Genomic DNA, 15263 nt, shown 5'->3' with positions numbered 1-15263 from the left:
TGCCCCTGCCGGGGTCGCGGGTTAACCTGCGGGAGTCCCAGTTTGACCGGGCACCCCGCCACCACATGATCTACGGGTGCCCGCGGCCCGAGTGGAGGACCACCGAAGTGACCTACGTGATCGCCGAACCCTGCGTCGACCTGCTCGACAAGGCGTGTATCGAGGAATGCCCGGTGGACTGCATCTACGAGGGCGGACGGATGCTCTACATCCACCCCGACGAGTGCGTCGACTGCGGTGCGTGTGAGCCGGTCTGCCCCGTGGAGGCGATCTACTACGAGGACGACGTCCCTGAGCAGTGGGCCGCCTACACCAAGGCCAACGTCGACTTCTTCGACGAGCTCGGCTCGCCCGGCGGCGCCTCCAAGGTCGGCAAGGTCGACCGCGACGTCGAGCCCGCCAAGAGCCTGCCCCCGCAGGAACACGACGAGTGAGCCGACTGGACCTGCCCGACTTCCCGTGGGACTCGCTGGTTCCCGCGCGGGAGCGGGCGTCCGCGCACCCGGGCGGCCTCGTCGACCTGTCGGTCGGCACCCCGGTGGACCCGGTGCCCGAGCAGCTCCGGGAGGCGTTGTCCGGTCCGGCGGCACGGGAGCCCGGCTACCCGACGACCCACGGCCCGGCATCGCTGCGTGAGGCGATCGCGGCCTCGCTGCGCCGCCGGTTCGGTGTGCCCGACGTGGACCCGGCGGCGGTGCTGCCGACGATCGGTTCCAAGGAGCTGGTCGCCTGGTTGCCGACGCTGCTGGGGCTGGAGAGCGGCGACACCGTCGTCATCCCGGAGCTGGCCTATCCGACCTACGAGGTCGGCGCCCGGCTGGCGGGGGCCCGGTATCTGCGGTCCGACGGTCTGACGGCCGCCGGTCCGGCCCGGGTGAAGCTGATCTGGCTGAACTCGCCGTCCAACCCGACCGGTCGGGTCCTGCCCGTCGAGCACCTGCGGAAGGTGGTCTCCTGGGCCCGCGAGCGGGGCGCGGTCGTCGCCTCCGACGAGTGCTACCTCGGCCTGCCCGGTGAGGCCGACCCGGCGCCGCGCTCGGTGCTGCACCCCGACGTGTGCGACGGCGACCCCACCGGCCTGCTCGCCGTGCACTCGCTGTCGAAGGTCTCGAACCTGGCCGGTTACCGGGCCGGGTTCGTCACCGGTGACCCGGCGCTGGTCTCGGGGCTGCTGGAGGTGCGCAAGCACGCCGGGATGATCGTCCCGAGGCCGGTGCAGGCGGCGCTGGAGGCGGCCGTGACCGACGACACGCACGTCACGGAGCAGGCCGCCCGGTACGACGCCCGTCGCGCCCGGCTGCGTGCCGGGCTGGAGAAGGCGGGCCTGGAGATCGAGCACTCCGAGGCCGGTCTCTACCTGTGGGCCACCGCGGGTGAGCAGTGCAGGCAGACCGTGGACCGGCTCGCCGACCTCGGGATCCTGGTGGCGCCCGGCGAGTTCTACGGGCCCGCCGGTGCCCGGCACGTCCGGGTCGGGCTGACCGCGCCGGACGAGCGCATCGACGCCGCCGTCGACCGTCTCGGAGCCGGCTGAGCAACTCCGTACCCGGGGCCCGTCGGCGGGCGGCACGTCCGCGGCGGGCCCCGGTGTGCTCGCCACACCGTTTCGTCCGGCAACACCGCCGGTGGAGGAGCCGCCCGATGTCGTCACCGAGCACGTCGTCCACGCATCGGGCGGTCCGGCCGGGGCTGGTCCTGCTGGGCGTGCTGGCACTCGCGGTGAACCTGCGTGCCGGACTGGCCGGGTACCCGCCGCTGCTGGAGACGGCCCGGGCCGACCTCGGCATCGGGTCCGGTGCGGCCGGGCTGGTGCAGGCGGGGGCCGTGCTGATGATGTCCGCGGGGTCCTTCGGTGCGGCCTCCGTCGCGGCCCGCGTCGGGCGGGAACGCCTGCTCGGTGCCGCGGTCGCGACGATCGCCGTGGGGAGCCTGCTGCGCGCCGTCGTCGCGTTGCCCGCGCTGATCGCGGGGAGCGTGCTGGTCGGCCTGGGCATCGGTGTCGCGGGGGTGCTGGTGACCGGGGTCGTCAAGGAACACCTCGCCGAGCGGGCTGGCGCGGTCACCGGTGGCTACGTCGTCTCGATGATGGTCGGCGCGACGGTGGCCTCGGCGGCCGCGGTGCCGCTGGCGGTCGGGCTCGGCGGGTGGTCGCTGTCGCTCGCGGTGTGGGCGGTACCGGCGGTGCTGGCGGTGGCGGTGTGGATCCCGGTCGCGGCCCGGATCGGACGTGCCCGTCCGGCCGGGCCGGTCGCCGACGACCCGGCGTCCGCCCCGGAGGAGCTGCGCACCTGGCGCGACCCGTTCGCCCGCCGGATCGCGTGCTACCTCGCGGGCTCGTCGACGCTGTTCTACGGCTGGTTGACCTGGCTCGCGCCGTTCTACGAGTCACAGGGCTGGTCGGCGCAGGCCGGGGGGCTGCTGCTGGCGAGCTGGAGCATCGCGCAGATCCCGGCCGCCCTGCTGTTCCCGGCGGTCGCCGAACGACGGTGGAAGTGGCGGTTCTGGGCGTCGCTGACGGTGCTCAGCAGCCTCGCGGGAACCCTGGGGGCGCTGTTCCTGCCCGCGCCGGAGACGCCCTTGCCCTGGCTGTGGGCGGTGCTGATCGGCATCGGCGTCGGGGCGGGCTTCCCGCTGGGGCTCGCCGTGGTCGCGTGGCGGACTCCGACGCCCGCCCGCAGCGCCGCGGTCAGCGGGTTCGGGCTCGGCGTCGGGTACTGCGCGGCCGGGGTCGGGCCCCTGCTGATGGGGTTGCTGATCGACCTCGGCGGGTTCCCGCCCGCGATCGCCGTGCTGGTCGCGGGGGCCGTGCTGCAGGCGGGGGCGGTCTGGCGCATCGGAGACCGCCCCGAGTAGCTCAGAGTTTCCCGGCGCGTCCGGAGAGCTTCTCCCAGGCATCCCACCACTGGCCGCGCAACACCTCGGCCCGGGCCCGCTCGCGTTCGACGAGCCGGCCACCGACGAAGACCTCGTGGGCATCGGGAGCCGCCCCGAGCTCGTCGAGCAGGGCCCGGATGCGGTGCTCGGCGACGCACGCGTCCTGGTGGTCGCCGAGGACCTCCTGCAGCCCCGCGGCGGCCACCAGCATCTTCCGCACGCGCTTCGACTCCGTGGTCCGGGCCCCATCCGCGTCACGCATCGCCGGCTCGACGAGCTCGCCGGTGTAGCGCAGCCGCTTGGTCCGGATCCGCAGATCGTGCAGGGTCATGTCCGGGGGGTTCGGCCCGGCCCGGTGCACGGCCTTGGTGAGCTTGGCGGCCTCGGCCCGTACCAGCTCGATCAGTGCCGGCCGCGCGGCGCCGTCCGGTGCTTCGGGCAGCGGCGCCGACACCGCCTCGATCAGGGTGGACCGCAACGCGGCGTGCCGGTCCGAGTCGAGCTCGTCCAGCATCGCCGCGCGGGCCGCCACCCGGTCGGCCTCCAGCACCGCGACCAGACGCTCGCCGGCGGCCTGTTCCGGGGACGGCAGCGAGGCGACCTCGGCACGCAGGCGGTCGATCATCACGTCCAGGTCGCGGACCGGGCCCAGTGCACGGCCCAGCCGCCCCAGGTCCGACCGGAGACGGTCGGCCCAGGAACGGTCGAGCAGGGGCCGGGCCGACTTGAGCGCGGCACGCATCCGCCGCACCGCGACCCGCATCTGGTGCAGCTCCTCGATGTCGGTGCCGGACCGGACGCCGGGCTCGTGGCCCAGCATCGCGCGCAACCGCTTGTCGAGCAGCGCGCGGACGTGCTCCACGGCCGGCTCACCGGGACCGGCCCCGAACGGTGCGCCGAGGTCGGCGGCACCGCGCAGGTTCGAGGGCGGCTGCGGGGCCCCGTCCATGCTCACCCCTAGTTGGCGTGCAGCGCGGCGTTGAGCGCGATGCCCTCGCCGGTGCGGGGCAGGGCCTCGACGGCGCCGCTGAGGGAGTTGCGCCGCAGCAGCAGCCCGTCCTGACCGGACAGCGTGCGCGCCGCGACCGCGGTCCCGTCCGGCAGCGTCACCTTCGTACCCCCGGTGACGTAGAGGCCCGCCTCGACGACGCAGTCGTCACCGAGCGAGATGCCCAGGCCGGCGTTGGCACCGAGCAGGCACCGCCTGCCGATGGAGATGACCTCCTTGCCGCCCCCGGAGAGCGTGCCCATGACCGAGGCGGACCCGCCGAGGTCCGATCCGTCACCGACGACGACGCCGGCCGAGATCCGGCCCTCGACCATCGACGCGCCGAGCGTGCCGGCGTTGAAGTTGACGAAGCCCTCGTGCATGACCGTGGTGCCCTCGGCGAGGTGGGCGCCGAGCCGGACCCGGTCCGCATCGCCGATGCGAACCCCGGAGGGGACCACGTAGTCGACCATCCGTGGGAACTTGTCGACGTGCGTCACGGTCACCGGGCCATGGGCGCGCAGCCTCGCGCGGGTCAGCTCGAACCCGGGCACGGGGCACGGACCGTGGTTGGTCCAGACCACGTTGGCCAAGAGACCGAACTGGCCCTCGAGGTTCACCTGGTGCGGCTGGACGAGCCGGTGGCTGAGCAGGTGCAGGCGCAGGTACGCGTCGGCGGCGTCGACCGGGGCGTCGGCCAGCGAGGAGATCTCGGTCCGGACGACCTCGGTCCGCACCCCGCGGAGGTCGTCGGTCGTGCTCAGCGCGGCGAGCTCGTCGGCGGGGTCGACGACCTCGGTCCCGGCGAGCGCGGGCGCCGGGTACCAGACGTCGAGGACGGTGCCGTCGGTCGTGACCGTGGCCAGGCCGGTTCCGGAAGCGCCTTCGCGGCGGTACTCGGTACTCACGGGCGTCGAACCTACCGTCCCGGAGGCCTGTGCGACGCGGCCCGGTGGGTGCGCCGGGCCACGTCGTGGGCGGCCATCTCGTTCTCCGCGAGCCGGGCCGCGGCCTGGAGGTAGCGCTCGACCCGGTCCGCGGTGAACGGCGGTGGAACGGGCGGTGGGACCCTTCCGCACCTCTCGCAGCGGGCCTGCCGCTGGATCCACGCCTCGACGGTCGGTGGCGGGTACATCCACTGGTACTGCTTCACCCGGACCTCCCAGACGCTGCGCCGGCGCATCACGTCCCGCATCTCCCGGTCGCGGCGGAACGTCTCGGGGGGACGGGCCAGGCCGAACCGGTCACCCCACCACTCCCCGGGCAGCGGGTCGAGAATCGTGTCGAGGTGCGACGGGTAGCGACGGCCCGCGCCGTCGCGGAGATCGTCGCCGGGCGGGTCCTCCATCGGCGGCACCCGGCGGTTGTCGGCGTCGACCGCCACCAGACGCAGCCCGCCCACGGCGAGGATCGCGACGACGGTTTCCAGCGCCGGAGTCAGCGACCGGCTCTCGATCCGGCCGATCGTCGACCGGGAGAGCCCGGTGCGTTCCGCCAGCTCGCGCTGCGACAGATCGGCCCGCCGGCGCACCGCGCGGACGAGCCCGGAGACGTCCGGGACGACGACGTCGACACCCACGGCCGGTGGCTCCTCCGGTAGCCGATCGGGAAGGTCGTTGCTGCTCATGAGCCGATCCTGCGCCGGTTCCGACGCACCGGACCGCCGAATCCGGCGCCTGTGGACAACTCCGCGACATGGGGACGGATGCGGTCCGCGGAGCCCGCGATCGGCATTCGTATCCCGGCGCTGTCGGTGCTGTGCGCTCCCGGCGCGCAGGGATCGGGAGAGCCGTCGGCTGGTGCGGCTCGACGGGGCATCGGCAGGTGTGCCGGCGTCGCTCTGCTCTGCTCACCGATACGCGCCCCCCGCGCCGTCACAACCGTCGTCCACCTCGCGGGTCGGGGCATCGGGGCATCGGGGCGTGCCGGTGTCGACGGCGCCGGGTGTGGCCGCGGTGCGGGCGGAGCGGCAGGGTGCGTCACGGTAAGCAGAGCAGAGCGTGGCCGAACCCGACCCGTGGCCCGGCCGGGCCGGGCCGGGCCACGGAAGATGATCATGTGGCGCGGCTGTCGCAGGTGGGCGCCCGGATCGGGGGTGCCGGCGTGGCGGTGGGTACCGTCGCCCCGGTGACGAGGACGCTGCCCGCCCTGGACCTGACGGCGGACCCGGTGACCCTGACCGCGGCGCTGGTCGACGTCGCGAGCGTCTCCGGGCAGGAGAAGGAGCTCGCCGATGCGCTCGAGGCGGCGTTGCGGGCCCAGGCGCCACACCTCGAGGTGCTGCGCTCCGGCGACGCCGTCCTCGCGCGCACCAACCTGGGCCGTCCGCACCGCGTCCTGCTGGCCGGGCACCTCGACACGGTGCCGATCGCCGACAACGTGCCGGCGCGGCGGACCGGTGGAATCGTGCACGGCTGCGGCACGTCCGACATGAAGTCCGGCGACGCCGTGTTCGCCCACCTCGCGGCCACGCTGACCGAGCCGCGGCACGACGTCACGTTCGTGTTCTACGACTGCGAGGAGATCGAGGCCGAGCGCAACGGTCTCGGCCGGATCGAACGCGAGCACCGCGACTGGCTCGACGCCGACCTCGCGATCCTCGGCGAGCCCACCGACGGCGCACTCGAAGCCGGGTGCCAGGGAACACTGCGGGTCGAGCTCCGCACCGCCGGGCGGCGCGCGCACTCGGCGCGGTCCTGGCTGGGGGACAACGCGATCCACGCGGCCGGCGACATCCTGTCCCGGCTCGCCGACTACCGGGCCCGGGACGTCGAGATCGACGGCTGCGTCTATCGCGAGGGCCTGCAGGCGGTCCGGATCGCGGGTGGGGTCGCGGGCAACGTCGTGCCCGACGAGTGCGTGGTCACCGTGAACTTCCGCTTCGCCCCCGACCGCTCCGCCGAGCAGGCCGTCGAGCACGTCCGGGAGGTCTTCGACGGCGTCGAGCTCACCGTCACCGACCTCTCCCCGGGGGCACTGCCCGGGCTGTCCGCCCCGGCGGCGGCCGAGTTCGTCACGGCCAGCGGCGCGACCCCGCGCGCGAAGTACGGCTGGACCGACGTCTCCCGGTTCGCGGCGCTCGGGATCCCGGCGGTCAACTACGGCCCCGGGGACCCGAACCTCGCCCACACCCGCGAGGAACACGTCGCCGAGGACGCCGTCACCGCCTGCGCGGCGGTGCTGCGGCGCTACCTCGCGCCCTGAACCATCCGGCCGTCGGAGGCGACGGGGGCCGGAATACCGTGAGCCGCATGGCCGACCACGACGCCGACCCCCGGCGGCTCCCGGAGAAGCAGCGCGGTCCGGTGGTCCTGCGCCGCAGCCGCAGCATCGAGCCCACCACGACCGACCAGCGGCTGCTCGACTCGCGGGGGCCCGCGGACTGGGTCCACACCGATCCGTGGCGGGTCATGCGGATCCAGGCCGAGTTCGTCGAGGGCTTCGGCATGCTCGCCGAACTCCCGCGCGCGGCCACCGTGTTCGGGTCCGCCCGTACACCCGTGGACTCGCCCGAGTACGAGCTGGGACGCGAGCTGGGCGCCCGGCTGGCCGGAGCGGGCTTCGCCGTCATCACCGGTGGTGGCCCCGGCACGATGGAGGCGGCCAATCGGGGCGCGTCCGAGGCCGGTGGGCTGTCGGTCGGTCTGGGAATCGAGCTCCCGTTCGAGCAGGGCCTGAACCCGTGGGTCGATCTCGGGATCAACTTCCGGTACTTCTTCGCCCGCAAGACCATGTTCGTGAAGTACTCGCAGGCCTTCGTCTGCCTGCCCGGGGGCTTCGGCACGCTCGACGAGCTGTTCGAGGCGCTCGTGCTGGTGCAGACCAAGAAGGTCACCAAGTTCCCGGTGGTCCTGCTCGGCACCGACTACTGGGGCGGGCTCTACGACTGGATCGCCAAGACCGTGCTGCGGGAGGGCAAGGTCTCCGAACGCGACCTGGACCTGCTGCATCTCACCGACGACATCGACGACGCCGTCGACGTCGTCCACGAGGCGTATCACGCCTGGGAGGAGACGCACTGATGACCGGGCCCCGGCCGGGTTTCGCGGTCTGTGTCTACTGCGCCAGCTCCAACGGGGTGGAGCCGCACCACCTCGCGCTCGCCGAGGCGGTCGGCCGCGGGATCGCCGGTCGCGGCTGGACCCTCGTCTCCGGTGGTGGCCGGCGGTCGATGATGGGGGCGATCGCGGCCGGCGCGCGCACGGCCGGCGGACGCACGGTCGGGATCATCCCGCGGTCGATGGTCGAGCGGGAGTGGGCCGACCACGACAGCGACGAGCTCGTCGTCACCGAGAGCATGCGGGAACGCAAGCAGCAGATGGAGGACCGGGCGGACGCCTTCCTGGCGCTGCCCGGCGGCCTCGGCACCTGCGAGGAGCTGTTCGAGGTGTGGTCGGCGGCGGTGCTCGGCCTGCACGGCAAGCCGGTGGTCCTGCTCGACCCGGCAGGGCACTGGGACGGACTGCTCGACTGGGTCGCGGGCCTGACGCACCAGGGGTTCGCCTCCGCGGCCCCGATGGAACGCCTGCGCGTGGTGCGTGCCGAGACCGACCCGGTGGGTGCCGCGCTCGACGCCTGTGCCCGGCCGGTCGGATGACCGAGTGACCACCGGTCCGGCACCCGGCCCGTTGACACAGGTCGACCGCCCACCGCCGGCGGAGGCCCGGTCCGGTGCGGAGCCGCACCGGTGCGCTCCGGCGCACCTGCGCGTGGGGTGAGGCCCGCCGTCGCCGCTCGTGATGTGATGGCGGCATGGGGACCGCGGTGGTGTACGTGCTCGTCCTCGCCGTCGTGGCGGCGCTGGTCTTCGTGCTCGCGGCCGCGGTCTTCGGCCGCGGCGAGGAGCTCGCCCCGCTGGCCCCGGACGCGACACCGACGCGGCTGCCCGCGCGCGAGGTGTCCGGGTCGGACGTGCGTGAGCTGCGGTTCCAGCAGGTCCTGCGCGGTTACCGGATGGCCGAGGTCGACTGGGCCCTGGACCGCCTGGCCGGCGAGCTGGACCGGGTGCGGGCCGACCGGCACGAGCTGAGCGACCGGGTCGCCCGGCTGGAGGCCACGATCGCGCGGATGCGTGCCGAGGAGGGCTCGGGTGACGAGCAACGACGACCCCGGTGAGCGCCGGGGTGAGCAGAGCAGGGCGGTGCGCCCCGGTGAGCAGAGCAGGACGCGGGCGGAGCTCACCGTCCCGGTCGACGTGAACGTGCCTGCCGAGGCGCTCTGGGAAGTCGTCTCGGACCTGGAGGGACAGTCCGAGTGGATGCTCGGCACCCGGGTCGAGATCACCGGTGGCGACGGCCGCTCGGTCGGCACCGAGCTGCGCGCCGTCACCGGCCTCGGGCCGCTCGGCGTCGCCGACACGATGCGGGTCACCGAGTGGGTCGAGCCGCTGGCCGGGGCGCACGAGGCACACCGGGAGCCCAGGGAGCGCGAGGTGCGTCGGATCGTGGTCACCCACACCGGGACGGTGATCCGGGGCGACGGGGTGTTCGCCGTCGAGGACCTCGGTCCGGGACGGTCCCGGTTCCTGTGGAGCGAGCTGCTCGAGCTGCCGTTCGGCGCGCTCGGCCGGCTCGGCTGGCCGGTCGTCCGGCCGGTGTTCCGGGCGGGTGTCGCCCACTCGCTGCGGAGGATGGCCCGGCGCACCGAGGACCGTCACCGGGCGGTCGGCCGGTCGGAGGGTGGTGCGCCGAGGTGAGCAGAGCAAAGGAGGTGAGCAGGGCAGCTGTGGTGAGCAGAGCAGAGGCGCCCGAGGAGCGGGGCCGTTGCGACTGGGCCCTGTCCGCACCCGACTACGTCGCCTACCACGACGACGAGTGGGGTCACCCCGTGCACGGCACGGCCGCGTGGTTCGAGCGGATGACGCTGGAGGGTTTCCAGTCCGGGTTGTCCTGGATCGTCATCCTGCGCAAACGTCCCGCGTTCCGGGAGGTCTTCGCGGGCTTCGATCCCGAGCGGGTCGCCCGGTTCGGCGAGGACGATGTCGCCCGCCTGCTCACCGACGCCCGCATCGTCCGGAACCGGCAGAAGATCGAGGCCGCCGTCTCGAACGCCCGGGCGGTGCTCGAGCTGGCCGATGCCGGCACGGATCTGGGCGAGTTCCTGGCCTCCTACGCCCCGGACCCGGCCGCCCACCCGCGCCCGGCCCGGATCGAGGACGTCCCGCCGAGCACACCCGAGTCGGCCGCGCTGTCGAAGGCACTGAAGAAGCGCGGGTTCCGGTTCGTCGGACCGACCACGTGCTACGCGCTCATGCAGGCGACCGGTCTGGTCGACGACCACGTGGCGTACTGCTGGCGGGCGGCCGGGGGTGACGGCTGAGCACGGTCCCCGCCGGCTACGCCGGACGGTCGCGCCGTCGTTGCGCAGCGTCGATGCCGTCGTGACCGCAGCAGTGCCGTGATCGCCTCGGTTGCACCCCGCCACCGGTGATGAGGAACAATGGAGTTCCACGGTCGGCGCGTGCCCCGAGCGCGTCCCCGCGGAACGACTGTTGTGGATGTTGACGGAGGACGGACGAATGGCCGCGATGAAGCCCCGAACCGGCGACGGGCCCCTGGAAGTGACCAAGGAGGGCCGGGGCATCGTGATGCGCGTCCCGCTCGAAGGTGGCGGACGCCTGGTGGTCGAGATGACCCCCGACGAGGCCTCGGACCTGAGCGAGGCGCTGAAGGCGACCGTCGGCTGACATCCCCGTGACCGTGGCGCGACGGGGCCGGTCGGCCCCGTCGCGGTGTCCGGGACCGCCCGGCGGGGCGACGCGATCGGAGAACGAGCTCGGACGACGAGCTCAGAGGACGCGCTCGTAGACCTCGACCGTCCGGCGGGCCATCTCGGCCCAGGCGAACTCGGCGACCGCACGCTCCCGTCCCCGCTCGCCCATCCGCTTCGCCCGGTCCGGATCCGCGACCAGCGCGTTGACCCGCTCGGCGACGGCCTCCTCGAACGCTGCGGTGTCGGCCGGGTCGTAGTGCGCCAGCAGGCCGGTCCGGCCGTCCACGACGACCTCCGGGATCCCGCCGACGTCGGAGGCGACCACGGCCGTCCCGCACGCCATGGCCTCGAGGTTGACGATGCCGAGCGGCTCGTACACCGAGGGGCACACGAACACCGTGGCCGCCGACAGCAGCTGCCGTACCTCGGTGGTCTTCAGCATCCGCTGGATCCACACCACGCCGGTGCGCGACGCCGACAGCTCGGCCACCGCCTCCTCGGTCTCGGCGGCGAGCTGCGCGGTGTCCGGCGCGCCCGCGCAGAGCACCACCTGGGCGGCGGGGTCGAACCGGTGCGCCGCCGCCACCAGGTGCGCCAGGCCCTTCTGCCGGGTGATCCGCCCGACGAACACCACGATCGGCCGGTCCGGGTCCACCCCGTGCTCGACGAGGGTGTCGCGGGCCGGGTCGGGTGCGTAGAACTCGGTGTCGATCCCGTTGTGCACCACGTGCACACGCTCGGGGTCGATCGCCGGGTAGGCGGCCAGCACGTCGCGGCGCATCCCGTGGGACACGGCGATGACGGCGTCGGCGGCCTCGTAGGCGGTGCGCTCCACCCAGGACGACAGCCGGTACCCGCCGCCGAGCTGCTCGGCCTTCCAGGGGCGCAGCGGCTCCAGCGAGTGCGCGGTGACGACGTGCGGGTGCCCGTGCAGCAGGCCGCCGATGTGGCCGGCCATGTTGGCGTACCAGGTGTGCGAGTGCAGGACGTCACAGCGCTCGAGCTCGGCCGCCATCGACAGGTCCACCCCGAGCGTGGTCAGGGCCGCGTTGGCGCCGTCCGGCAGCGGCGGGGCGGTGTGCGCGCGAGCCCCGGACGGGGCGTCGATCCCCGGCTCGGCGAAGCAGTGCACGTCGACGTCGACCAGCTCCCGCAGGGCGGGGACCAGGTGTCCGACATGGACTCCGGCGCCGCCGTAGACGGCGGGCGGGTATTCACGGGTGAGGAGGCCGGCACGCACGGCGGGTGACGCTACTGCGTACGGCGACCGGCACGCGAGCGACCGGCGTCCTGAACGTGTGGCCCCATCACGGGGCGCCTACTAGTGTTCACGCCATGCGATCGCTCGCGCCCGGACGTCTGCCCGGAAGGGTTCTCGGCATCGTGCTGGCCGGGGGCGAGGGGAAGCGGCTGTGGCCGCTGACCGCCGATCGCGCGAAACCCGCCGTGCCGTTCGGGGGCAACTACCGGCTCATCGACTTCGTGCTGTCCAACCTGGTCAACGCGGGCATGGACCGCCTCTGCGTCCTGACCCAGTACAAGTCGCACTCGCTGGACCGGCACATCTCGACCACGTGGCGGCTCTCGTCGGTGCTGGACCAGTACATCACCACGGTCCCGGCGCAGCAGCGGCTCGGCCGCCGCTGGTACACCGGTTCCGCCGACGCGATCTACCAGAGCCTCAACCTGGTCCACGACGACGAGCCGGAGTACATCGCGGTCTTCGGCGCCGACCACGTCTACCGGATGGATCCGGCCCAGATGATCGCCCAGCACGCCGAGTCCGGCGCCGGGGTCACGGTCGCCGGGATCCGGGTGCCGCGGGCCGAGGCGAAGGCGTTCGGCTGCATCGCCTCCGACGAGTCCGGGCGGATCACCGAGTTCCTGGAGAAGCCGTCGGACCCGCCGCACGTACCCGACGACCCCGACGTGACGTTCGCCTCGATGGGCAACTACGTCTTCAGCACCGAGGCGCTGCTGGACGCGTTGCGGGCGGACGCCGCGAACGCCGACTCCGACCACGACATGGGCGGCGACATCATCCCGGCCCTGGTGGAACGCGGCGAGGCGCACGTCTACGACTTCGCCGACAACGTCGTCCCCGGCGCGACCGAGCGCGACGCCGGCTACTGGCGCGACGTCGGCACGATCGACGCCTACTACGACGCGCACACCGACCTCGTCTCGGTGCACCCGATCTTCAACCTCTACAACCACCGCTGGCCGATCCGCACGGCGACACCGGCACTGCCGCCGGCGAAGTTCGTCGAGGGCGGCATCGCGCAGGACTCGGTCGTCGGCGCCGGGACGATCATCTCCGGGGCCATCGTGCGCCGGTCGGTGATCAGCCCGAACGTGATGGTCCAGGGCGGGGCCGAGGTCTCGGACTCGGTGGTGCTGCCGGGGGCCCGGATCGGCCGGGGCGCGGTGGTCCGGCGGGCGATCCTGGACAAGAACGTCGTCGTCCCCGACGGCGCGCTGATCGGGGTCGACCTCAACCAGGACCGCAGCCGCTACACCGTGTCCAACGGCGGCGTCGTCGTGCTCGGGAAGGGCGCCACGGCGCAGTAGGGCATCACGCGGCCGGCTCGCGACGGACGGCGCACAACATGCCGTCCGCCACCGGCAGCAGCGCGGACAGCAGGCGGTCGTCGTCCCGGACGAGGCCGGCGGTCTCGCGCAGCGCGGCCGTCCCCGGCGCGTCACCACCGGCGTCCTCGGCGATCCGGCCGCCGTCCAGCACGCCCTCGAGCACCAGCACCCCGCCGGGGCGCAGCAGCCGGATCGCCTCCGCGAGGTAGCCCGGGTACTCGCCCGGGACGGCGTCGGCGACGACGAGGTCGTACCCGCCGTCGGTGAGCCGGGGCAGGACGTCCAGGGCCATCCCGTTGATCAGTCGCAGCCGGCCCGGCCCGTACCCGGCGTCGAGGAACGCGCGCCGCGCCGAACGCTGCAGCTCGGGGTCGACGTCGATGGTCGTGAGCACGCCGTCGGAGGCCATGCCGCGCAACAGGTACAGCCCGCTCACCCCGGCGCCGGTGCCGATCTCCACCACGGCCCGGGCGGAGATCGTCGCGGCCAGCACGGACAACGCCGCACCACCCGCCGGGGAGATCGGGTGCGCGCCCGCCGACGTGCCACGTGCCCGGACACCGCCGAGCGCGTCGTCCTCGGTGAGGTAACCGTCGGCGTACGCCGCCGCCCCCGCGGATGTGCTCATGGCGCAAGATTATCTACGGTCGGTACGGCGCGGATTTCACAGACTTCTCTCAGATCCGTTTCACACGCTCCTCATCGGGCGAGTGCACCCTGTAGAGCAACGACACGAGACGTCGCGGTCGTCCGACCGCGCCCCACGGAGGTGCCCTGCCCCGATGCCCGCTCCTCGAACAGACGACCGCGCCGCCGCCGGCACCCGTCCCGGCGAGGGTGCCGACTGGACCCCGCCCAGCTGGGACGAGGTCGTCCGGGAGCACGCCGATCGGGTCTACCGGCTCGCGTTCCGCCTGTCCGGCAACCAGCACGACGCCGAGGACCTCACCCAGGAGACCTTCATCCGGGTGTTCCGCTCGCTGGCCTCCTACAAGCCCGGCACCTTCGAGGGCTGGCTGCACCGCATCACCACGAACCTGTTCCTGGACATGGTCCGCCGCCGCGCCCGGCTGCGGATGGAGGGCCTGCCCGAGGACACCGAACGGCTCCCCGGCGGCGGCCCCGAGCCGGAGACCGTGTTCGCGATCAACCACCTGGACCCGCACCTGCAGGCCGCGCTGGACGAACTGCCGCCCGACTTCCGGGTCGCGGTCGTGCTGTGCGACGTCGAGGGCCTGTCGTACGAGGAGATCGGCGCGACGCTCGACGTGAAGCTGGGCACCGTGCGCAGCCGGATCCACCGTGGCCGGACCGCGCTGCGGGCGTCGCTCGAACGCCACCGGGCCGCCGACGCGGAGCCTGCGGGACCCGACGAGGCGGTGGCAACCGACCGCGGCCCGGTGGCAGAGTTGATGCCGTGACCGATCGACGGCGTTTCCAGGTCGTCCCGCCGGACTGGGGCGAAGCCCACCTGACGCTCGACGCGGTCGTCGCGTACGTCGACGACGAGCTGGCTCGCGGCCCGCACGACCGGGCCACCCGGCATCTCGAGCGGTGCGCGGACTGTGCGGCCGAGGTCGCCGAGCAGCGGCGGGCCCGCTCCGCGCTGCGCGCGGCCGACGCACCGACCCTGCCCCCGTCCCTGATGAGCGCGCTGCGCTCGATCCCGCAGGACACCGAGCTGCCGGCTCCGCCCGCGGGCTTGTCACTGACCCCGGACGGGGAGTTCGTCTCCGTCCTGCGCCCGGTCGAGTTCGACGCCGAGCAGCGCCGGTCCCGGCGTTCGCGGCGGGTCCGTCTCGGTACCGGGGCCGCCGTGTCCGGGATCGCGCTCGGCGCGCTCGCGTTCGGGCTGCCGGCCGCGACGTCGCAGGGTTCGGCCCCGGCCCCCGGCGGGCCGGGTCCCGGCGCGTCCACCGTCGCCCGGTTCGCGGCCACGCCCACCCCGGCGCCGCGCCCGCAGCGCTCGTCCTCGGCGATGCCCTCGCCCGGTGCCCCCGCGTCGCCGACCGGTGCCCCCGCACCGGGTGCCCCGGGCCCGGACGTGCGCAACGCCGGGCTGCCCTTCTCCGGCTGAGCCGGCTCCCGCCGATACAGG

General features: G+C 73.8%; 18 protein-coding genes. 13 read left to right on the top strand and 5 right to left on the bottom strand.

Annotation, left to right across the window (positions count from 1 at the left end):
* Positions 1-107: 107 nt before the first annotated feature.
* The 3 genes from fdxA to BM093_RS07290 all read left to right on the top strand — a co-directional run bounded on the left by fdxA (position 108) and on the right by BM093_RS07290 (position 2853).
* The gene (gene fdxA, locus BM093_RS07300) at positions 108-434 is read left to right on the top strand and encodes a ferredoxin (RefSeq protein WP_085911644.1); all 327 of its coding nucleotides are present in this window, start codon (positions 108-110) and stop codon (positions 432-434) included.
* A complete protein-coding gene (gene dapC, locus BM093_RS07295; protein ID WP_093339111.1) occupies positions 431-1534 on the top strand; it encodes a succinyldiaminopimelate transaminase in 1104 nt (367 codons plus the stop codon). The genes fdxA and dapC overlap by 4 nt, the downstream gene beginning before the upstream one ends.
* A gap of 107 nt (positions 1535-1641) precedes the next feature.
* Positions 1642-2853: an MFS transporter gene (locus BM093_RS07290; RefSeq protein ID WP_093339108.1), complete on the top strand. Its 1212-nt coding sequence runs from the start codon at positions 1642-1644 to the stop codon at positions 2851-2853.
* Between the two features lies 1 nt (position 2854).
* Here BM093_RS07290 and BM093_RS07285 read toward each other — a convergent pair whose 3' ends face one another.
* From BM093_RS07285 to BM093_RS07275, 3 genes are read right to left on the bottom strand one after another with little or no spacing between them, the layout of a single operon-like run.
* Positions 2855-3823, bottom strand: coding sequence for a CHAD domain-containing protein (locus tag BM093_RS07285; protein WP_093339105.1), 969 nt, complete (start codon positions 3821-3823; stop codon positions 2855-2857).
* An 8-nt stretch (positions 3824-3831) separates the two neighbouring features.
* Complete coding sequence (gene dapD / locus BM093_RS07280) at positions 3832-4770, bottom strand: 2,3,4,5-tetrahydropyridine-2,6-dicarboxylate N-succinyltransferase (protein WP_093339102.1); 939 nt, start codon at positions 4768-4770, stop codon at positions 3832-3834.
* A gap of 11 nt (positions 4771-4781) precedes the next feature.
* Positions 4782-5489, bottom strand: coding sequence for a helix-turn-helix transcriptional regulator (locus BM093_RS07275; protein ID WP_093339099.1), 708 nt, complete (start codon positions 5487-5489; stop codon positions 4782-4784).
* A 512-nt stretch (positions 5490-6001) separates the two neighbouring features.
* Here BM093_RS07275 and dapE point away from each other — a divergent pair.
* The 7 genes from dapE to BM093_RS07240 all read left to right on the top strand — a co-directional run bounded on the left by dapE (position 6002) and on the right by BM093_RS07240 (position 10547).
* A complete protein-coding gene (gene dapE / locus BM093_RS07270) occupies positions 6002-7066 on the top strand; it encodes a succinyl-diaminopimelate desuccinylase (RefSeq protein WP_177238323.1) in 1065 nt (354 codons plus the stop codon).
* 47 nt (positions 7067-7113) lie between these two features.
* Entirely contained in the window at positions 7114-7884 is a 771-nt protein-coding gene (locus BM093_RS07265) for an LOG family protein (RefSeq protein WP_093339096.1), read from the top strand.
* A complete protein-coding gene (locus BM093_RS07260; RefSeq protein ID WP_093339093.1) occupies positions 7884-8459 on the top strand; it encodes an LOG family protein in 576 nt (191 codons plus the stop codon). The genes BM093_RS07265 and BM093_RS07260 overlap by 1 nt, the downstream gene beginning before the upstream one ends.
* A 155-nt stretch (positions 8460-8614) precedes the next feature.
* Positions 8615-8977, top strand: a complete 363-nt coding sequence (locus tag BM093_RS07255) for a DivIVA domain-containing protein (RefSeq protein ID WP_093339091.1) — start codon at positions 8615-8617, stop codon at positions 8975-8977.
* Complete coding sequence (locus BM093_RS07250) at positions 8952-9557, top strand: SRPBCC family protein (RefSeq protein WP_425439113.1); 606 nt, start codon at positions 8952-8954, stop codon at positions 9555-9557. The genes BM093_RS07255 and BM093_RS07250 overlap by 26 nt, the downstream gene beginning before the upstream one ends.
* Positions 9558-9571: 14 nt before the next feature.
* Complete coding sequence (locus BM093_RS07245) at positions 9572-10180, top strand: DNA-3-methyladenine glycosylase I (protein ID WP_281248693.1); 609 nt, start codon at positions 9572-9574, stop codon at positions 10178-10180.
* A 199-nt stretch (positions 10181-10379) separates the two neighbouring features.
* Entirely contained in the window at positions 10380-10547 is a 168-nt protein-coding gene (locus tag BM093_RS07240; protein WP_093339088.1) for a DUF3117 domain-containing protein, read from the top strand.
* A gap of 102 nt (positions 10548-10649) precedes the next feature.
* On the opposite strand, the gene glgA is transcribed toward BM093_RS07240, so the two are convergent.
* Positions 10650-11813 carry a glycogen synthase gene (glgA, locus tag BM093_RS07235; protein WP_093339086.1) on the bottom strand — a complete coding sequence of 388 codons (1164 nt, stop codon included), beginning with the start codon at positions 11811-11813 and terminating at the stop codon, positions 10650-10652.
* A gap of 95 nt (positions 11814-11908) precedes the next feature.
* Here glgA and glgC point away from each other — a divergent pair, with 95 nt between their 5' ends.
* Positions 11909-13144 (top strand): glucose-1-phosphate adenylyltransferase, encoded by a 1236-nt coding sequence (glgC, locus tag BM093_RS07230; protein WP_093339084.1) that lies wholly within the window; start codon positions 11909-11911, stop codon positions 13142-13144.
* A 4-nt stretch (positions 13145-13148) separates the two neighbouring features.
* On the opposite strand, the gene BM093_RS07225 is transcribed toward glgC, so the two are convergent.
* Positions 13149-13793 carry an O-methyltransferase gene (locus tag BM093_RS07225; RefSeq protein WP_093339081.1) on the bottom strand — a complete coding sequence of 215 codons (645 nt, stop codon included), beginning with the start codon at positions 13791-13793 and terminating at the stop codon, positions 13149-13151.
* Between the two features lie 154 nt (positions 13794-13947).
* Here BM093_RS07225 and sigE point away from each other — a divergent pair, with 154 nt between their 5' ends.
* A complete protein-coding gene (sigE, locus tag BM093_RS07220; protein ID WP_093339078.1) occupies positions 13948-14586 on the top strand; it encodes an RNA polymerase sigma factor SigE in 639 nt (212 codons plus the stop codon).
* Positions 14583-15242, top strand: a complete 660-nt coding sequence (locus BM093_RS07215) for a zf-HC2 domain-containing protein (RefSeq protein ID WP_093339076.1) — start codon at positions 14583-14585, stop codon at positions 15240-15242. Before sigE ends, BM093_RS07215 begins: the two co-directional genes overlap by 4 nt.
* Positions 15243-15263 lie beyond the last annotated feature (21 nt).

The organism is Pseudonocardia ammonioxydans (assembly GCF_900115005.1).
GTDB lineage: Bacteria > Actinomycetota > Actinomycetes > Mycobacteriales > Pseudonocardiaceae > Pseudonocardia > Pseudonocardia ammonioxydans.
Note: the sequence above shows the minus strand (reverse complement) of the source record. Positions and strands in the feature narration are given on the sequence as shown.

Coding starts and splice junctions, on each gene's coding strand:
- BM093_RS07275 (WP_093339099.1), bottom strand. CDS start 5,489: ATGAGCAGCAACGACCTTCCCGATCGGCTACCGGAGGAGCCACCGGCC.
- BM093_RS07290 (WP_093339108.1), top strand. CDS start 1,642: ATGTCGTCACCGAGCACGTCGTCCACGCATCGGGCGGTCCGGCCGGGG.
- BM093_RS07265 (WP_093339096.1), top strand. CDS start 7,114: ATGGCCGACCACGACGCCGACCCCCGGCGGCTCCCGGAGAAGCAGCGC.
- BM093_RS07260 (WP_093339093.1), top strand. CDS start 7,884: ATGACCGGGCCCCGGCCGGGTTTCGCGGTCTGTGTCTACTGCGCCAGC.
- glgC (WP_093339084.1), top strand. CDS start 11,909: ATGCGATCGCTCGCGCCCGGACGTCTGCCCGGAAGGGTTCTCGGCATC.
- BM093_RS07240 (WP_093339088.1), top strand. CDS start 10,380: ATGGCCGCGATGAAGCCCCGAACCGGCGACGGGCCCCTGGAAGTGACC.
- BM093_RS07225 (WP_093339081.1), bottom strand. CDS start 13,793: ATGAGCACATCCGCGGGGGCGGCGGCGTACGCCGACGGTTACCTCACC.
- BM093_RS07285 (WP_093339105.1), bottom strand. CDS start 3,823: ATGGACGGGGCCCCGCAGCCGCCCTCGAACCTGCGCGGTGCCGCCGAC.
- BM093_RS07255 (WP_093339091.1), top strand. CDS start 8,615: ATGGGGACCGCGGTGGTGTACGTGCTCGTCCTCGCCGTCGTGGCGGCG.
- sigE (WP_093339078.1), top strand. CDS start 13,948: ATGCCCGCTCCTCGAACAGACGACCGCGCCGCCGCCGGCACCCGTCCC.